Source organism: Massilia sp. R2A-15 (assembly GCF_030704305.1).
In the GTDB taxonomy this organism is placed as follows: domain Bacteria; phylum Pseudomonadota; class Gammaproteobacteria; order Burkholderiales; family Burkholderiaceae_D; genus JAFCUW01.
In genome coordinates this window covers 2,909,924-2,927,529 of sequence record NZ_CP131935.1, presented here as the reverse complement: position 1 = coordinate 2,927,529, position 17,606 = coordinate 2,909,924, and the positions used below count along the sequence as shown (strand labels likewise).

The window sequence follows — 17,606 nt, the reverse complement described above, 5'->3', positions numbered from 1 at the left end:
AAATCGAGAACCGTCATTCCCGCGCAGGCGGGAATCCATGCTGAGCGTGCGTTTGCCGTATCAGGAGCAATCTATGTGCCGAAACATCAAGACCCTGTTCAATTTCGAGCCGCCGGCGACGGAAGACGAAATTCGCGCCGCCTCGGTGCAGTTCGTCCGCAAGCTGAGCGGCTTCACCAAACCATCGCAGGCAAATCAGGCAGCCTTCGACAAGGCGATCGAGGACGTGGCGGCCGCGGCGAGCGTGCTGATCGCCTCGCTCGTTACCAATGCCGAACCGCGCGACCGCGAGATCGAAGCGTTGCGTGCAAAGGCGCGCAACGCGGTCCGCTTCCAGCGGCGCGTTTAGCCTGTGTGGGTGGGCGACGCTAATTTCTTTGAGTCGGAGCGTACGCATCTCTGGTGCGCAAATGCTGCAGATAGTAGAGATCGCCCGCGCCGGCGGCGTGCGAGGCTCCCCTCATATTCCTCAAGGGATAGCGGTGCGCGAACGATTTTCGGATGCGGTGCTCTTCGTCGATCGAATAGAAGCGAGGAAATTCCAAATCATCGCTCGGGTGGAATATAGTTGACGCAAGGTGATCGGTCCTCACTTGCAGCAGGTACGCCGGTGCGTTCACTCCAGGATTCATTCGGATCGGGGTCAGGCATTCAAATCCGAAGACCGACTCGTAAAATCGACGGTGCCGGGGATTGACTTCGATGAATATGTGGCTGCGCTGCCGCACATGGAACGCCAATATGTACAGGTAATGAAACACTGCCGCGAGCACGGTTTCGGAGCGGATTCCACGCGCCAACGCAAATTGGGTGATCTCGCACACCGCAGCACCCTCATTCCGGTAGATATCCACGTGGTCACGGAAAACAGCATCTGCGTTGATACCCAGGGGCGAATCGACCTGTAATGTGGCCGTGCCGACTATCGCGCAGCCCGCAAGCACGCCGATGGTGGTCTGGTGGGGGCCTCCCGGGCGCCGAGCCGATACGCGATAGCCGCGTCTCGCGTATCTGTCGCAGACCAGTTGGTGCGTCGCGGTCAGGCTTGCGTCTGAATCGGCAATTTGGACGACATAATCGTCCTTGTGGAATGAAGCAGCTCGCGGCCAGGGGGCTCCCGCCAGCGCCTCCAGATTGCCGTTGCAACCGCGCCGGCGCGCTCCGGTCACGGAGCCGGTCGCCTCATTCCCGCGCAAGTTTGGGTGCATTGGAATCTCCCGCTGTTGGCTCCTTACCTACCGACACTGCATGTGCTGAGCGTTCCGACCCGGCAAACTCCCTGATCGCCATTTCGACGCGCTCTGTCATGTCCTTCCCCAACACCAGGCGAACATCCACCGCCGTGGCGAGGTCGTCGTCGCGGAACAATCGAGGCCGAGTCGGGATTCTCAGGCTGAGCAGTCGGGCCGCCTCGCGGAAGCCAGGACGATACTGAATGGCCGTATCGCGTTGCGTGAATGTTTTCATGTTCGTCAGGCGTGGCGTTGGCGCGCCATCCGGGCGCAGCGTGTCGCGCAAACTCTGCGCCAAGCCAGGAACGCCATTGCCGTTGCTGATTTCAAGCCTGTAGGAACGCGCATTTTCCGAGGGTATGGCGACGGCAATACCCGCCAGCACGGGAGGGGGCTCAGAAGTGGCGAGACCGGTTATCATTTCCGCCCCGCGACGCAGGTAGGCGCGGGCGGTATCCAGTAGTGTTTCGCCGGCGCCGTCCGCCGGGTGATTGGCCAGGCTTGTGGCGGGGCAAGGGGCGAGCTCGATTAGCCGGGATTCGCCGTTCGCCAGTACGACCCGATGCCGCTGAGAGACAACTCCCATTCTTTCGCAGCTTGCCAGCAGATTGTTCGACGCCAGCGAATAGTGGGCATCGAGTGCCAAGGCGCGCCGAAACTCGGTGACCGCACCTGAGTAGTCCGCTTTCAGGTGATATACGTAACCGAGATTGTTGTGAAATTTCGCCACCTTTGGCGCCACCCGCGCGGCGTTGACAAGACTGGCGATCGCCTCGACATAACGCCCCTCACCGGCATGCAACATGCCGAGGGCGTTGTGTGCGTCGGCGAGGTCGGGGTCGATCTCGATGGCTTGGCGGTATGCCTCTGCGGCCTGCTCGTTTCTTTTTTGTCCCGCGTAGTAGGTGCCCAGGAGATAGTACCCATAGGCGCTTCCCGGAGAGTTCGACACGCGGTAAAACGGCTTGATTTCCGAGGAAGGTTGCGTGTGTTGCAAATGCGCGCAGCTGCACAGCATGAACATTGCGCCGTACTTCAGCTGCCGCAGATAAGCGGTGTAGTTTTTCACGACGAGCTCCTGGCTTTGAACGGGGGCGGCCTATTTCGTGATGCGCAAAATTGCCGAGGCAAGTTTGTCGAAACAAGGTTTCAACTCGTTTTCGTCTGCGGCGTGGCAATAGGTTCCGACCGGCTGGGCCGCGCGCAGGCAACGGGCCGGCGCATCGGCCACGTTGGCCATGCATTTGAGGATGTCTTCCCCCTTTTCGCTGTCGGGGCCCGTCGGCAAGGTCAACGCGTTGCCGAGTCCCAGGGTGAACACATAGATCCCTTCGTTGCGTGATTTCTCGGCCATTGCTTCGAGCAGGTTGCGGGCGGCGCGATTGACGTTGCGCCAGGCGCTATCGCGGGTGCTGGTGTCGCTGGTGACAATCCGCGGCGTGTTCGTGACCACCGGGAACTCACGCAGCGCCGGCAAATCGGTGGGATTGTGGGCGTTGTACCAGTCCGGAAGCTTGTTGATGTGGGTCGTGGCCGCCGGATTGGCGATGGAAGTATTTTGCCAGCACGGCGAGGGCGAGTTGGCGCTGATGGCGTCCTGCGCCCTGAGACCGGCTGGCCAATTGGACGTTGTGTCATCGCCGGTGGAAATGGTGCCGGCAGCGGTGCAGGTACCCGCTCCGGTATTGAAAGCGAAAGAGGATGCGAACGAATTGGGCGCTCCATCGGAGAAAAATACGATCACGCGCATGCTCGAGCGGCTGGCCGCCTGGATCACATTGTTCAGCTGGTCGCGCGCGTGCCATACGCCTTCTGAGGAGTTGGTCGATCCGGCGAAGGTGAACGCATCGATATGCGAATTCATGCTGGCGATATCGAAGCCGCGCTGCACCGGCCGGAATCCATCGCGCGTCACTGCGCCGTACGCATACTGGATCAGTGCGACGCGGTCCATGGTCTGGTTGAACTTGGTTAGAAATAATTTTGTGTTGCTGCGCACCTGGCCGGGAACGCTGCCGGTGTTCATGGAGCCGGTAGTGTCGATCACCACCGCCATGTCGAGGTCCTTTCTCACCACCTGTGCATTCGCGCCGACGTTAAATGAGCCGACGTCGAGTACGCGCATGAATCTGGTCGGAACGGTCGCCGTGGCGGCCGCGCTGAGAACTACCTTGCCGCCGTCGAAAACGATGTCGGGGTCGCTGAATTGGGCGGTCGATCCCATGTATCCCGAAGGGTAGTTTGCGTCGAAGAATTCGCGCGCCGCGGTGATCGCATTGGCCCGTTGCACGTCTTGCGTGCTGCCCTGCGATACGGTGCGGGCCGCAGCGATCACGGCCGAGTCGACCGCGGCGTTGAGCTTGGCCTTGATAAGATAGCCGACCGCCGAATCGATTGCCAGGCCGACAGTACCGATCAGCACTACCAGTGAAAACAATACCAGGAGCACCACCTGCCCGCTTTCCCTGCCGCAGCGACGCATGCGCATGAATTACTCCCCAAAAGGATGACTCAGAAAATTGTCTTGGCGTACATGACCGGGCCGATTTGTTCCATCGGCCCGAAGCCCACATTCCAATTACTGAAAAGCATGTCGAAATTGTAGAAAGTCTCGACGGCGTAGATCACTTCACCGTCGGCCAGCAAACCGGGCATTGCGGAAGCGGTGGCGGCGTTATCGGGATTGGGTGGAATCTCACTGCATTGGTTATTGCTCCAGGCGCCGCAGTTCCAGACGGTGCTGGGCGGCGCGAAGGACGAATTGCCCTCCCAGCGGTACTGCTCGAGAATGACGTTACGCACGGCGCCGTTTTGCATGTGACCCATGATCTTGCTGATATAGATCATTCCTCGCGTCTGCATGCGCAGCGGCGGCGTCGTTGAAGCGAGCGCGTTCATCAGCGCCTGGCTGCTGGCGCTGTTCAACTGATTGCCGCGCGAGGCCACGTTGGCACCTTCCCGGCTGAGATTGATCAGCACCAGGTTCACCTGGATCGCGCGGCCGATATCGACCAAGGCGAGCGCCAACAGCAGCAAGAGCGGCAAGAGGATCGCGAACTCGACCGCGGCCGAACCTCGGCATTTGGGTGGCGCGAAGTTCATGGGAACGCCTCATTGCGCATCGTCGCGGCGACATTGAAGGTGTATTTCCCATCCTTGAACAACGGTGCCAGCACAGTCAGCCTGGTCCACGCGCAATTGTTCAGTTGCAGCACGACGATATCGCCCGGGCCGCCGAAGATCGCCGGCGACGGTGCGGCCGGATCGTAGTTCACGGTGCGTGCATTGCTGCCGTCATTGCCATAATTGGTCACGGTAATCTGCGGATTGAGCTGGTCGTACATGCCCATTGAGCTTCGCCTGATTTTTTCGATGACGGCAAGGTAGCGTTGCTGGGCGGATGCGGCCGGATCCAGGTCGCTTTGCCCGGTCACCGAATAACGGGCGCCTTCGCGCACCGCGTACTGCATCGTGAGGTCGACCCAAAACATCAACGCCAGATCGATGATGCCGAACAGCAGCAGGAACAGGATGGGCGCGACGAGTGCAAACCCAACGGCCACCGCGCCACGCATTCGACGGCGTTGCCTGGCAAAGGGGGAGATTGGAAGGAACATGCTTTTGTCCTCGATAGTGGCGCGGCTAGCCTGGAAGGGCCGGCAGAAACGCGCGGTAGATCTGGATCATCGCCGGCCCCAGCAAGACCAGCAACAGAGCAGGGAAGATGCAGAAAATCAGTGGGAACAGCAGCTTCAAAGCGACCTTCGCAGCCGTTTCTTCGGCCAGCTGGCGCCGCTTGGTGCGCAGTTCGTCGGCATAGGCGCGCAGAGATTCGGCGGTGCTGGTGCCGAATCGTTCGGCCTGGATCAGCATAGCCACCAGCGTGTCGATGCCGTCCACGCCGGTGCGGGTGGCAAGGTTGCGCAGGGCCTTTTCGCGCGAGCTGCCAGCCCGCAGTTCGAGCGTTACCAGATGCAATTCGTCGCTCACTTCGGGCGCGCTGGATGCCAGTTCCCGTGCCACGCGTCCGATCGCCGCGTCCAGCGCCAGGCCCGCTTCAAGGCACACGATCAGCAGGTCCAGCGAATCCGGGAACTGTTCGAAAATCTTGCGCTGGTACGCCTTCCCCGCGCGGGCAAGGGCGATGTTGGGCAAATAGAATCCGGCAGCGGCCGCACCGAGCAAACAGAAAATTGCGGCGCTGCCGCGCATCTCGGGCGCCGCTTTCAACAGGATCAGCCACAGCAAGGAGGGCGCCACAATGGCCAGCATGGTCTTTGCCGCAAAGTACATCGCCGGTGCATGCGGATTGCGCAGTCCTGCATTCAGGAATTGCTTCGGCAACGCCGTCTTTTCCCAGCCCTGGTCCGGTATCGACAGGCGTACGAGCGGCCGGGCCAGTTTCGCCAAGGCAGCGAGCCGGCCGGCGCGACGTTGCGCGGGCGCTGCGCGTCCTTCGGCGAAGCGTCCCAGCCGCTGCCTCGCACCGCCGGCGGCAACCGCGCGCAGCACCAGCATCGAGCAGGCGAAAATCGCCAAGAATACGATGGCCAGATAGCTCATTAAGTAAATCGTCGTCATGCTTCACTCCCAGTCGATGTGTTACACCTTGATGCGGACGATCTTGCGAATCCAGAACACACCTGCTGCCATTAGCACTACCATGCCCTTGAGCATCTGCTCGCCGACCGGATCGACCCAGAGCAGCGTCATGAAGCCAGGATTGACCAGGTTAAGGACGGCGGCGAGGCCGAACGGCAGCACGCCGAGGATCCAGGCGGACAAGCGTCCCTCGGCCGACAGTACTTTGACCTGTCCGAACAGGCGCAGTCGATCGCGCACGATCGTGGCGATGTTCTGCAGGATCACGGTCAGGTTGCCGCCCGATTCGCGCTGGATCAGCACGGCGACCACGAAAAAGCCGAGATCGGTGCTGGGAACGCGCTGCGACAGGTTCTTCAGCGCCTCGGACATCGAGATGCCATAGCTGACTTCGTCAAAGACGATCCGAAATTCGTGCGACAACGGCGGCGCCAGTTCGTTGGCCACCATTTCGATTGCCGGCGGCAAGGCGTGTCCGGCGCGCAGCGCGCGGCTGATCAGATCGAGCGCGCCAGGCAATTGCTGCTCGATGAGCGCCATGCGCTTGCTGTGGCGCGCCAGTGCTCTCCACAGAGGAAAGCCGAGCCCTGCCAACGCGCACAGCAGCGCACCCCAGACCGGCAGTCTCAGCCACAGGGCGAGCGCTCCCGCCGTCAATCCGGCGACCATCGACGCGCCAATAAATTGCGCGGCGTTCAGCGGCGTGGCCGATTGCGCAAGCAGACGGTCCAGACGCGCGATGTGCGGGACGCGCGTCATCAGGAGTTCCAACCAGGCCATTTTGCTCAGGCGCCGCTGCTGCAGGGTGACCTGCTGCTTCGCCCCGCCCACGTCGGCAATCGCACCGATGCGCTGGCGCAGACTCACGCGGCCCGGTCCCTTAGCATTCACCCAAAGGAGCCAAAGTGCCCTGGTCAGCAGCACTACTGCGACGAACACTGCCGCGATAATCAAGAAATACAGGATATCCACGATAGCTCCTCGGTTGCACGCGCGTAGCGCTCACGCTTCGGCGTCATGGCGTTGCAGCGGGTCGAACAAGTTCGTTGGCAGTTCAATGCCATGTACGCGCAGGCGTTCGACCAGTTGCGGCCGCACCCCCGTGGCGCAAAACTGGCCTTGGACGATGCCGGCGCTGTTGACGCCGGTCTGGCGAAAGGCGAAGATTTCCTGGCGGGCGATGACATCGCCCTCCATCCCGGTAATTTCCTGCACGCTGACGACCTTGCGCTGGCCGTCGGCCAGCCGCGTCACCTGGATGATGACGCTGATGGCCGCGCTGATTTGGTGGCGCGCCACGCCTGTGTTCATATGCATGCCGCCCAGCGCAACCATGTTTTCCAGACGCGTCAGTGCGTCGTTGGGCGTGTTCGCGTGGATCGTCGCCAGCGACCCTTCATGGCCGGTATTCATCGCCTGCAGCATGTCGATCGCCTCGGCGCCGCGCACTTCGCCCAGGATGATGCGATCCGGCCGCATACGCAGGGCGTTGCGCACCAACGCGCGCTGCGATACTTCACCATTGCCCTCAATGTTGGGCGGGCGCGATTCGAGCCGGACCACGTGCGGCTGCTGCAACTGCAGTTCGGCGGCGTCTTCGATCGTGACGACCCGTTCGCGTACGCCTATGTAGCTCGACAGCACATTCAGCAAGGTCGTCTTGCCGCTGCCGGTCCCGCCCGAAATGATCATGTTCACTTTGGCGCGCACCAGTCCTTCCAGGAACTGGGCGATAGGCGGCACCACACTGCGATGGCGGATCAGGTCCGTCATCCGCAGCGGCTTGCCGGCGAAGCGCCGGATCGACATCACCGGCCCGTCGATCGCAAGCGGCGGAATGATGACGTTGACCCGCGATCCATCCGGCAGACGCGCATCGACCATCGGGCTCGACTCGTCGATGCGCCGCCCCACCTGAGACACGATCTTGTCGATGATCGTCATCAGGTGGGCGTCGTTGCGAAAACACACATCGGTCGCTTCCAGCTTGCCAAAGCGCTCGACATACACCTTGCTGCTGGTATTGACGAGGATGTCCGACACGGTGGTATCGGCCATCAGCAGTTCGAGCGGCCCAAGGCCGCGCATCTCATGCTCGATATCGCGTACCAGGTTTCTGCGCTCCTGATCGTTGATAACGATGTCTTCGGTACTCAGAAGTTCGTCGATCAGGCGTTTGAGTTCGGCCCTGAACTGCGGCTGCTCCAACGCTGCCATCGCTTTCAGGTCGATGCGCTCGAGCAACGCGCTGTGAATCCGGCCCTTCAGCGCGCCGAACGCGAGCTCCTCGTCGTCCTGGTCGTGCGCTGTCGACGCGCCAAAAATGCGCGGTGCGATTTCGATGCTGCGTACCTGGTCCCGTAATGACATCACCGTTCTCCGATTCGTTTTCACTGAGCCGTGTGGCGTGGCTCGCCCAAGGCGTCACTCAAGCGCTTTTGAACAAGCGCGGAATCCAGCCCGACGCTGCTGGTTTCGGTGCGCCGGCAAGATCGTTTGCCCACGCCACTATCGCCTTGGTCACCGGACCGCCTGGCGCAACCCGTGCGACCGGCGTGCCATGGTTGATCGAGGCGGCAACCGAGGCTTCGTGGTTGGGAATGGTGAACGCTACCTTGGCGCCCAGGGTCATTTCGATGGTCGCCAGCTCGATCTCCCCGCCCTTGACATGCCGGTTGACCACGAGCTCCGTCTTGCTGGCGGCGTAGCCAAGCGCGCCGAAGGCCGCGAGCAGGCGCTGGCCGTCGCGTAAATACGGCAAGGTCTCCTGCAGCACGACAAAAATGGTGTCGGCCTGATCGAGCGCCCGGATGGTATGGGCATCGAGGTTGCTGCCCACGTCCAGCAGCACGAAGTCGTATTGCTGACGCGCCATCTTGATCAAGGCGTCGATGTGCTCGAGCCTGATATCGTTGCCCTGCGCCGGATCTTCCGGTGCGGCCAGCACGTTCAGGTTTGGCTCGACCCGGACCATGCTTGATGCGAGCAGGGCAGGGTCCAGCCGGTGGATGTTGCGCGCCACGTCGGCCAGGGTCGTCGTTGGGTTATGGCTCGACAGGAACAGTAATGCGTCGCCGAACTGCAGGTTCAAATCCAGCAGCGCGACTTTGCGGTCGCCGCCGGCAGCGACCGCTTGCGCCAGATTGGCGACCAGGAAAGTAGCTCCGCTGCCGCCCTTGCACGAAACGACCGCGCAGACCTTGCCCTTGCGGGTAGGCGCCAAGCCCATGGTATGACGAATCCGCTCGAGCGACGCCTCCAGCAATGCGGGATCGACAGGTGCGCTCAGCACTTCGCGAACGCCGGCACGCATGGCGTGCAGCAGGAAGGCGGGAGACTGGTGCTCGCAGATGAGGATAAAGGCCAGGTTCGGGTAGACACGGCCGATCCGCTCGATCGGTTCCAGATCGCCGGCGCCGTCGCACTCGCAGTCGACCAGAAGTACGTCCGGCAGGCGCGATTCGTCGAAATGCTTGAACTCCGTGATCGGGCAATGGATCTGCTCGATCATCTTGCTGTCCATAAAGGCCTGCAACGTCATGAAGATTTTTCCTGCCTGGGCTGGCTGTGTAGAAATGATGGTGACACGCAGGGAATCCGCGGCGGCCGGGCTGGCCAGCGTCGGGGCGATAGAAGAGGCGGGCGAATTTTTCATGATGTGATTTACGACGTGAGTTGCGATGGTGCATGCCGGCCGGCCTCGCCAGCCGGGCGTTGTAAGTCAGGAGCCTTTGCCAACTGCGTTGATGGTGAACGCACCCGGCGGCGGAGTGGGCGCCTTGTACGATTTGTAATACCGGTTGACCGCTTCGTGGGCCGTTTCACCGTCGACGCTGACCGGCGTGGCGCGAGCCGGCGCCGCCGGATCGATCACTTGCTGTGCCTTGAGCAGATTGACGTTGCTGCCAAACTGTCGGTCGAGGTTCGGTGTCATCGTGGTGCAGCCGGTTGCCAGGATGCCGGCGACGGCGGCGCAGATGGACCATGCAAGGTGGGGGCGGGTGAGCATGTCCTTCTCCTTATTTGGTATCGAAACCGGTGCTTGGACTGGATGCCGCGAGCGGTTTGGCCGGCTCGCGCGGCGCACGGGCGCGCGGTGCGCCTTCCATCTTTCCTTCAATGAAAAATTCGCCCCGCGAGGGCTCGATGAAATTGTCGGTCGGCAGCGAGTAGTTCGGTGCGAGCGGTTTGACCAGGCGTGGCGTGATCACGAACACGAGTTCAGATTTATCGGTCTGAAAATTGCTGCTGCGGAAAAGCGCACCGAGGACGGGGAGCTCGCCAAGGATCGGGAAGGCCTTGATGTTCTGGGTCACGTTGTTCTTGATGAGTCCAGCGATGGCAAAGCTCTGGCCGTCGGCGAGCTGAACGGTAGTGGCGACACGGCGCGTCGTCACGAAGGGCAGCACGGCATTTCCGCCCAACCCGGCACCCGGGGTAGTCACGCCGACCCCTTCGCGGGACAGCTCGGAAACCTCCGGTGCAACCTTCAGGTTGATCCGGCCACCGTCCAGCACGGTTGGCGTGAAGCGCAGGCCAATGCCGAACTCCTTCTCTTCCAGGGTAATCGTGGCCGTCCCGCCAATGCTATTCTGCGCAACGGGAATGAAAATCTTGCCGCCGGCGAGGAAGCTGCCCTCCTGGCCGCTGATGGCCATAATGTTGGGTTCGGCCAGGATCTTGACGAGCGCGTCGCGGCGTTCCGCATCGACGATGAGTTTGCCGGAGTTCTGCTTCGTCAGGCTGAATGTGCCGGCGCTATTCGAGAGAAAACTCGTCACCAGGCTGGCGGCCCAGTCACCGCGATTCAGCACGCCCGAGAAATTCACGCCGAGCTGATCGACCAGTGTCTTTGAAATTTCCGCAACTTTGACCTCCAGCATGACTTGTTGTGGCGCGCTGACCGACAGCAGGTTGACGACGTGCTCGCCGCCGCCCGCTGCAGTTGCACCGGCCTTGCGCATGTAGACGTTGGCAATTGCGAGCGCCCGTTCCACCGCGAGCGCGTCCTTGACCGTGCCGCTCAACACCAGCGTTTCCGCCGCCGCGCCAACCTGGATGTCCTTCTCGCCGGGCATGAGCTGCGCCAGCTTGGCCTGCAACGGTGCGCTGTCGATCGCAACGGACACGTCGACCGCGGCGCAACGACCTTCCTTGTTCTGGAACATCAGGTTGGTCGTGCCAATTTGTTTTCCAAACAGGAAAAATGCATGCTGCGGCGTCGGCGAGGCCATCGGGTCGACCTTGATGACTTCCGGGTCGCCGACGGCGCGCAGCCAGGCAGGTGCCGGAAGGTGCAGCGCGTCGAGATCGATCCGCATGGATTTACCCATGGGGACCGCCACACTCTGTCCGACCGCCAGCGTACCGGTACAACCTGGCATGGACACGGTGCGCCCCGCCGCGCCAGGCTTTGCCGACGCGCTGATCCGTGCCGGCGTCACGCTGGCGGGCTCAGTATTCTCCGCCGCCTGCGCACTCATGGCCAGCAGCAGCGCTGTCGCTGCGCTGCCTGCGACGATGGTTCGGTCCAGCCGAATCGCCGCAATCGCTTTCAGTGTTTCGTTCTTCATGGAATACTCCGTGAGTCGAGCAGTTCAGGGATGGCCGTGAATTCATCGGTCAAAAACATTGGGTAACGGTGCCGGCGCCTGTCATGACTTGCTGGCAGTCCTGGACGATGCGCGGCGTGATGAGCGCCGCCTTGTGGCTCAGCTTGACGCGCTGGATTACCGGTTTTACGGGGGCCGCTGGCGCTGCCGGAAGCTGGGCGTAAAGCAGGCTCTGCTTTGTCGCACCGGCAGTCTGCGCGGGCTTCAGGTCGATCTGGTTGCGCAAGACGAGCGAGAGCTGCCCGACGCTGCGGGCAAGGTCGAGCTGTTCGGCTTGCTCGGGGGTAACTTCCAGCGTGACGGCGCTGACCACCTTCGGTTTGGTCTCGTTCTGGCTGGCCTCCTGTGCCACCGCCAGAACAAGGATGCGTTCGAGCACGAGCTTGGAGATGTTCAGGTCTTTGTCCGAGGTGCCGCTTTTTTCTCCTTGAGTACTGACCAGGATATCGACAAAATTTCCGGGCAGGGCGAAGCCGGCAACGCCGATGACGTCGTTGACCCGCACCGTCATCGCCCGCTTGCCTTCGGCGACAACGGCGGACAGGCCGCCGCTGGCGCCTGGTTGGGCCAGCTTGGCGTCCACCAATGGCTCGCCGCGCAGCAGGCTGACGCGGGTTACCCGCGTATCGAGTGCTTTCGCATCAGAGAAACTTCCCTTCGGCACGCTACCCGACGGCCAATCCACGCTGCGGATCAATTCCGGGCTAATGCGGGTACCGAGGTTGATGTCGACCGCGGCAACCATGACCTTGCTGGTACTGATATTGCCTTGCTGCGAGATCCAGCGTGACGCCAGGACCACGGCGAGCAGTGCCAGCGTGACCGAGATGCCGATCATCAGGAATGCCTTGTGGTTTTTCATGATGGTGCTCCTGCGGGTTGGTTAGACAAAGAGTGCTTCGCCAAGCGGGGTACTGAGTAAATAAAGAAACAGGCCGCCCGCAATCACTAGCGCGTACGGCATTCTTCCGGCCGACTGGCGCGGCTGCTGCACACGGGAAGTGCCGGCCATCGGGATATAGATAATCATTCCAAGCAGCATTTCGTAAATATTCGTGACCATCAGGCGCAGCTTTCCATTCCTCGCCGCGATGACGATCGATAATGTGCCGCCGAGGATAAAAGACAAGAGGATGATCGTCAGCGTTGCACTTGGGCCGAGGAATGCGCCTATCATCGACATCAGTTTTACGTCGCCCGCTCCCATCGAGCAGGTCAGGTACAAAGGAAATAGCAGTCCTAATCCCACTCCCGCACCGCCCAGCGCCTGCCATATTCCCAAGGCGCCTGGACTCACGCCGAAAAACCCGTCGCCCGCTGGTAGTGCCATATTCAAGACCAGTCCACTCGCCAGGCCCCATCCCACGAGCCGGTTCGGAATTCGGAAGGTATTGCAGTCTATCCATGCCGCAGCGATCACCAGCAGACAAAGAACTATGGGACCGATGGCCGAAATAGCGGAAGGGATTAAAGGGTTCATTGTCAGCGCCGCGATAATGAGTTAAGTTATGTTTCAAAGGTTGCAACAATCCCCAATGCGCACGCGCATTGACGTTTTTCTGAAAGGGAAGGGCCTGCCCCCGTTGCGCTATGTAGCGCCGCCAGGGGCGGGCAAGGTTCTTTCGTTACTTAAGCGCCGTCTGAACGGTCGTGAACGCAGTTTTAATCTCCGTTCCCAAAAGTGCAACGACACCGACAATCACTGCCGCGATCAGTGCTACGAGCATGCCATATTCAACAGCTGCTGCGCCCGAGTCATCCTGTGCAAACTCTTTCAAGCGATTCATGATAGCTTCCTTTATCGGTTGGTATTGGTATGGACGGTTATGTGGAACGATAAAAATCCGAATTTGCGGCGACGAATTGCCGGATAAAATCTTTGCCTCATTAATTCGTTTTTTCTTTCCACTGATATAATGTTGTCATGCAAATCTATTTTGAATTTGACGTAGCGCAACCCGACAAGAAAAAGTGAAATTGGTTCCCAAGTTGAAAAAAATACTGTCGCTTTTCGATAAAATTTATCGCTTGAAGTTATTTTTCTCTATTCACTGACACGGTTTGTGAGAAACCACTGACATTTTGTATCCATAATGTATTTCCTATTTTTTTGAGGGAATACTTTTTATCCATCGTTGTTAACATCGGGGTGGTAAAGAGCTGGCATCGGCGATACTACGCGTCCACCCCTTATACCCGCGCTCGGCGTTAATGAAGAGTATTTATTCGGAACATTGCGGGGCCGCCGTGGGGGGCCGGGCAGCGATGCGGTGCATGGTGTGCCGACAGGCAAACGACCGCCGTATCGCGCAGGTAAGTGCTAGTATCGATAGTTCCCGCGGGACGGCCCGATCGGGAAAATTTCCAAAAAGCTAAGTCTGACCGCAATGTTCGACAAGGCGGCCTCCAGCGGCTAAACTACCGCCAACTGAAGAATTGCCGCAGAAGGAGAATGTATGAGTTGGTTGGAAAAACTGCTGCCCCCCCGGATCCAGCGCTCGGACGCCGCTTCCCGCAAGACCATGCCGGAAGGGCTGTGGGTCAAATGCCCATCGTGCGAAGCCGTGCTGTACCGCACCGACCTGGAATCGAACCTGCACGTTTGCCCTAAATGCAGCCACCACATGCGCATCCGCGCCCGCCAGCGCCTCGACAGCCTGCTCGACGAAGGCGGCCGCTACGATATCGGCCAGGAAACCCTGCCGGTCGATACGCTCAAATTCAAGGATTCCAAGAAGTATCCTGACCGCCTGAAGGCGGCCATGGAAGCGACCGGCGAGACCGATGCGCTGGTCGTCATGGGCGGCGCCATCATGAGCCTGCCGGTCGTCGTGGCCTGCTTCGAGTTCGAATTCATGGGCGGCTCGATGGGCTCGGTCGTCGGCGAGCGCTTCGTGCGCGGCGCCCAGATCGCCCTCGAGCAAAAAGTGCCGTTCATCTGCATCACGGCCACCGGCGGCGCGCGCATGCAGGAAGGCCTGCTGTCGCTGATGCAAATGGCCAAGACCACCGCGATGCTGACCAAGCTGTCGGAGAAAAAGCTGCCGTTCATCAGCGTGCTGACCGACCCGACCATGGGCGGCGTGTCCGCGTCGTTCGCCTTCATGGGCGACGTCGTGATCGCCGAGCCGAAGGCGCTGATCGGCTTCGCCGGCCCGCGCGTGATCGAAAACACGGTCCGCGAAAAGCTGCCGGAAGGCTTCCAGCGCGCCGAGTTCCTGGTCACCAAGGGCGCCGTCGACATGATCGTCGACCGCCGCAAGATGCGCGAAGAAATCGCGCGCCTGCTGGCGCTGCTGCAGGACCAGGCCGCCGAAGTCATCGCGTAACACCCGCCGTTCCCGGTGCGCACGCAACGCAAGCTTGCGTGCGCCCATTCCAACTGAAGTCGATCCCATGCACACCCTTCCGACCACCTTGCCCGACTGGCTGGCCCTGCTCGAGTCGCGCCACGCCGAAGTCCACATCAACATGGGCCTGGACCGCGTTCGCGCCGTGAAGGAGGCGATGGGCCTGAAGTTCGACTGCCCCGTCATCATGGTCGCCGGCACCAACGGCAAGGGTTCGACCTGCGCGATGCTCGAGTCGATCCTGCTGCGCGCCGGCTACAAGGTCGGCCTGTACATCAAGCCGCACTTCCTCGACTTCAACGAGCGCGCGCGCATTGGTGGCGACCTGGCGACCGACGGGCAGCTGATCGACGCGTTCAACGCCGTCGAAGCGAAGCGCGGCGCGATCGACCTGACATACTTCGAATTCACCACGCTGGCCATCATGCACCTGCTGGCCGCCAGCAAGCTCGACGTGGCCATCCTCGAAGTGGGCCTGGGCGGGCGCCTGGACGCGGTCAACGTGGTGGACGCCGACGTGGCGATCGTCACCAGCGTCGACATCGACCACACCGACTTCCTCGGCACCACGCGCGAGGAAATCGGCTTCGAGAAGGCCGGCATCTTCCGGCCCGGCAAAGCGGCGATCTGCAGCGACCCGGTGCCGCCCGCATCGCTGGTGGCGCACGCCGAAGCGATCGGCGCCGACCTGTGGCTGCTGGGCCGCGACTTCAACTACGCCGGCGACAAGCAGCAGTGGAATTATGGCGGCCGCAGCCAGCGCCGCAACTCGCTGGCCTATCCGAGCCTGCGCGGCGCCAACCAGCTGCTCAACGCCTCGGCGGCGCTGGCCGCGCTCGAAGTACTGAAGCTCGAGCTGCCGGTCGGCGCCCAGGAAGTGCGCACCGGCCTGGTGGTGGTCGAACTGCCGGGCCGCTTCCAGGTGCTGCCGGGCCGCCCGACCGTCATCCTCGACGTCGCGCACAATCCGCACGCCGCCTCGGCGCTGGCCCAGAACCTCGGCAACATGGGCTTTCACCCGTACACCTATGCCGTGTTCGGCGTCATGCAGGACAAGGACATCGCCGGCGTGATCGCGCCGATGGCGCAGTACGTGGACCACTGGTGCATCGCCGAACTGCCGTCGCCGCGCTCGGCGCACACGGACGAGCTCACGGCGATCATCGACGGCTTGATGCCGGAAGACGGCAAACCGGGCGAGCGCTCGGTGACGGCCTTCGCCGATCCCGCAAAAGCTTTTGCGAATGCAATGAGCCGCGCGGGGGAGAATGATAGAATTGTGGTCTTTGGCTCGTTCTACACGGTTGCAGGCGTGATGGCTGCCCGGAAATCATCCTCTCACTGAAAAATATAACGCATGGGCTTGTTCTCGTTCCTCAATAAAAACAAGCAAGACACCGCTGGCGAAGACAGCGGCTATTTTTCCCGCGACTCCGACCCGGTAGCCGTCAAGGCCCGTTCCAAGCGCGCCTCCAGCGCCGGCGAAGCGGCCGCTCCGCGCAGCCGCAGCAAGACCCGGGCCGAAGACGACCCGATCCTCCCCGAAAAGAAACGCGCGCGCCGCCGTCTGGTTGGCGCCATCGCGCTGGCGCTGGCCGTCGCCGTCGGCCTGCCGATGCTGCTCGACTCCGAGCCCAAGCCGCTGGCCAGCGACATCGCGATCCAGATTCCGGCGCGCGACAAGGCGCCGCCGCTGCCGATGCCGGCCGCGCCGCCGGTCGCTCCCGCCGAATCGCTCGACAAGCGCGAACAGTTCGTCGAGCCGTCCAAGCCGGAAGTGGCCGACGTCAAGACCGTCGCGCTGGGCGGCCGCGCCGAGGAAGCGAAGACCGAACCGAAACCCGAACCGAAACCCGAACCCAAGCCGCCCGCGCCGAAAAAAGAAGAGCCGAAGCCGGTGGTCAAGGCCGAGGTCAAACCGGCCGAGCCCAAGCCGGTGGTGAAGCCGAAGGCCGAGGAAAAAATCGAGAAGGTCGCCGCCAAGCCGGCGCAGTCGCCGGAAGACGCCGCGCGCGCGCTGGCGATCCTGGAAGGCAAGGCCGCCGACAAGCCGAAGGCGCCTGAAAAATTCGTGGTGCAGGTTGCCGCGCTGGGCTCGGCCGACAAGGTCGCGGAATTGCAGGAAAAGCTGAAGGAAGCGGGCATCCGCTCCTTCACCCACAAGGTGCCGACGCCATCGGGCGAGCGCATCCAGGTTAAGGTCGGCCCGTTCTCGCGCGAGGAGGCCGACCGGATGCGCGCAAAGCTCGACAAGGTCGGCCTGGCGGGCAGCATGGTCAAGCCTGACGGCAAATAGCGAGGCAGGGCGACCCCGGCGTGACGATTTTCGATTATTTGGTATTGTTCGTGCTGTTGGCCTCGGTGGTGATCAGCACCATGCGCGGCCTGGTCAAGGAGATCCTGTCGCTGCTCAGCTGGGTGGTGGCCTTCGTCGTCGCCAATATGTACGGCGCCACGCTGGCGCCCATGCTGCCGGCGATGATACCCGGCGACGCGGTGCGCCTGATGGTGGCCTTCGTGGCCCTGTTCCTCGGCGTGCGCGTGCTGATGGGGCTGCTTAGCCTGGCGCTCGAGGCGCTGATCAAGGCAAGCGGCCTGTCCCTGGCAGACCGCGGCCTGGGCGGGCTGTTCGGCCTGGCGCGCGGCATTGTAATCGTCCTGTTTGCCGTCATATTGTGCGGCATGACGACGATCCCGCAACAGGAATTCTGGAAGAATGCGCTGCTCTCGCCGATGGCGGAAACCGGAGCGCGCACCGTCAAACCTTTCCTGCCGGCTGCGCTGACGCAGCACGTGCATTTTTGAACGAT

At 61.7% G+C, this 17,606-nt stretch carries 19 protein-coding genes; 5 read left to right on the top strand and 14 right to left on the bottom strand.

Translation table 11 applies throughout. From position 1 onward, the window contains the following. Positions 1–73 precede the first annotated feature (73 nt). Entirely contained in the window at positions 74–349 is a 276-nt protein-coding gene (locus tag Q4S45_RS13530; protein ID WP_305512106.1) for a DUF2277 domain-containing protein, read from the top strand. Positions 350–368: 19 nt separating this feature from the next. On the opposite strand, the gene Q4S45_RS13525 is transcribed toward Q4S45_RS13530, so the two are convergent. The 14 genes from Q4S45_RS13525 to Q4S45_RS13460 form a co-directional block, all read right to left on the bottom strand. Further along, complete coding sequence (locus Q4S45_RS13525) at positions 369–1,208, bottom strand: hypothetical protein (RefSeq protein WP_305504992.1); 840 nt, start codon at positions 1,206–1,208, stop codon at positions 369–371. Continuing rightward, positions 1,183–2,301 carry a LytR C-terminal domain-containing protein gene (locus Q4S45_RS13520; protein ID WP_305504990.1) on the bottom strand — a complete coding sequence of 373 codons (1,119 nt, stop codon included), beginning with the start codon at positions 2,299–2,301 and terminating at the stop codon, positions 1,183–1,185. The genes Q4S45_RS13525 and Q4S45_RS13520 overlap by 26 nt, the downstream gene beginning before the upstream one ends. Before the next feature lie 30 nt (positions 2,302–2,331). Continuing rightward, the gene (locus Q4S45_RS13515) at positions 2,332–3,720 is read right to left on the bottom strand and encodes a vWA domain-containing protein (RefSeq protein ID WP_305504988.1); all 1,389 of its coding nucleotides are present in this window, start codon (positions 3,718–3,720) and stop codon (positions 2,332–2,334) included. 23 nt (positions 3,721–3,743) lie between these two features. Further along, complete coding sequence (locus Q4S45_RS13510; protein ID WP_305504986.1) at positions 3,744–4,334, bottom strand: TadE/TadG family type IV pilus assembly protein; 591 nt, start codon at positions 4,332–4,334, stop codon at positions 3,744–3,746. Next, positions 4,331–4,849: a TadE/TadG family type IV pilus assembly protein gene (locus tag Q4S45_RS13505; RefSeq protein WP_305504984.1), complete on the bottom strand. Its 519-nt coding sequence runs from the start codon at positions 4,847–4,849 to the stop codon at positions 4,331–4,333. Before Q4S45_RS13505 ends, Q4S45_RS13510 begins: the two co-directional genes overlap by 4 nt. A gap of 25 nt (positions 4,850–4,874) precedes the next feature. Next, entirely contained in the window at positions 4,875–5,771 is an 897-nt protein-coding gene (locus tag Q4S45_RS13500; RefSeq protein WP_305504982.1) for a type II secretion system F family protein, read from the bottom strand. 63 nt (positions 5,772–5,834) lie between these two features. Beyond that, on the bottom strand, positions 5,835–6,806 hold the full coding sequence (locus Q4S45_RS13495; protein ID WP_305504980.1) for a type II secretion system F family protein: 972 nt from the start codon (positions 6,804–6,806) through the stop codon (positions 5,835–5,837). 30 nt (positions 6,807–6,836) lie between these two features. After that, a complete protein-coding gene (locus Q4S45_RS13490; protein ID WP_305504978.1) occupies positions 6,837–8,204 on the bottom strand; it encodes a CpaF family protein in 1,368 nt (455 codons plus the stop codon). A gap of 58 nt (positions 8,205–8,262) precedes the next feature. After that, a complete protein-coding gene (locus tag Q4S45_RS13485; protein WP_305504976.1) occupies positions 8,263–9,489 on the bottom strand; it encodes an AAA family ATPase in 1,227 nt (408 codons plus the stop codon). A gap of 66 nt (positions 9,490–9,555) precedes the next feature. Then, complete coding sequence (locus tag Q4S45_RS13480) at positions 9,556–9,843, bottom strand: pilus assembly protein (protein ID WP_305504974.1); 288 nt, start codon at positions 9,841–9,843, stop codon at positions 9,556–9,558. A 10-nt stretch (positions 9,844–9,853) separates the two neighbouring features. Continuing rightward, complete coding sequence (locus tag Q4S45_RS13475) at positions 9,854–11,407, bottom strand: type II and III secretion system protein family protein (protein WP_305504973.1); 1,554 nt, start codon at positions 11,405–11,407, stop codon at positions 9,854–9,856. 49 nt (positions 11,408–11,456) lie between these two features. After that, on the bottom strand, positions 11,457–12,308 hold the full coding sequence (gene cpaB, locus Q4S45_RS13470) for a Flp pilus assembly protein CpaB (protein ID WP_305504972.1): 852 nt from the start codon (positions 12,306–12,308) through the stop codon (positions 11,457–11,459). Between the two features lie 21 nt (positions 12,309–12,329). Beyond that, positions 12,330–12,926: a prepilin peptidase gene (locus Q4S45_RS13465; protein ID WP_305504970.1), complete on the bottom strand. Its 597-nt coding sequence runs from the start codon at positions 12,924–12,926 to the stop codon at positions 12,330–12,332. A gap of 145 nt (positions 12,927–13,071) precedes the next feature. Beyond that, on the bottom strand, positions 13,072–13,233 hold the full coding sequence (locus Q4S45_RS13460; protein WP_305504968.1) for a Flp family type IVb pilin: 162 nt from the start codon (positions 13,231–13,233) through the stop codon (positions 13,072–13,074). 669 nt (positions 13,234–13,902) lie between these two features. On the opposite strand from Q4S45_RS13460, the gene accD reads away from it, so the two are divergent. The 4 genes from accD (at position 13,903) to Q4S45_RS13440 (ending at position 17,601) form a co-directional block, all read left to right on the top strand. Continuing rightward, positions 13,903–14,775 carry an acetyl-CoA carboxylase, carboxyltransferase subunit beta gene (gene accD, locus Q4S45_RS13455; RefSeq protein WP_305504966.1) on the top strand — a complete coding sequence of 291 codons (873 nt, stop codon included), beginning with the start codon at positions 13,903–13,905 and terminating at the stop codon, positions 14,773–14,775. 67 nt (positions 14,776–14,842) lie between these two features. Beyond that, on the top strand, positions 14,843–16,141 hold the full coding sequence (gene folC, locus Q4S45_RS13450; protein ID WP_305504964.1) for a bifunctional tetrahydrofolate synthase/dihydrofolate synthase: 1,299 nt from the start codon (positions 14,843–14,845) through the stop codon (positions 16,139–16,141). 12 nt (positions 16,142–16,153) lie between these two features. Further along, positions 16,154–17,092: an SPOR domain-containing protein gene (locus Q4S45_RS13445; RefSeq protein ID WP_305504962.1), complete on the top strand. Its 939-nt coding sequence runs from the start codon at positions 16,154–16,156 to the stop codon at positions 17,090–17,092. A 20-nt stretch (positions 17,093–17,112) separates the two neighbouring features. Beyond that, positions 17,113–17,601, top strand: a complete 489-nt coding sequence (locus Q4S45_RS13440) for a CvpA family protein (RefSeq protein ID WP_305504960.1) — start codon at positions 17,113–17,115, stop codon at positions 17,599–17,601. The last annotated feature ends 5 nt before the right edge of the window (positions 17,602–17,606 follow it).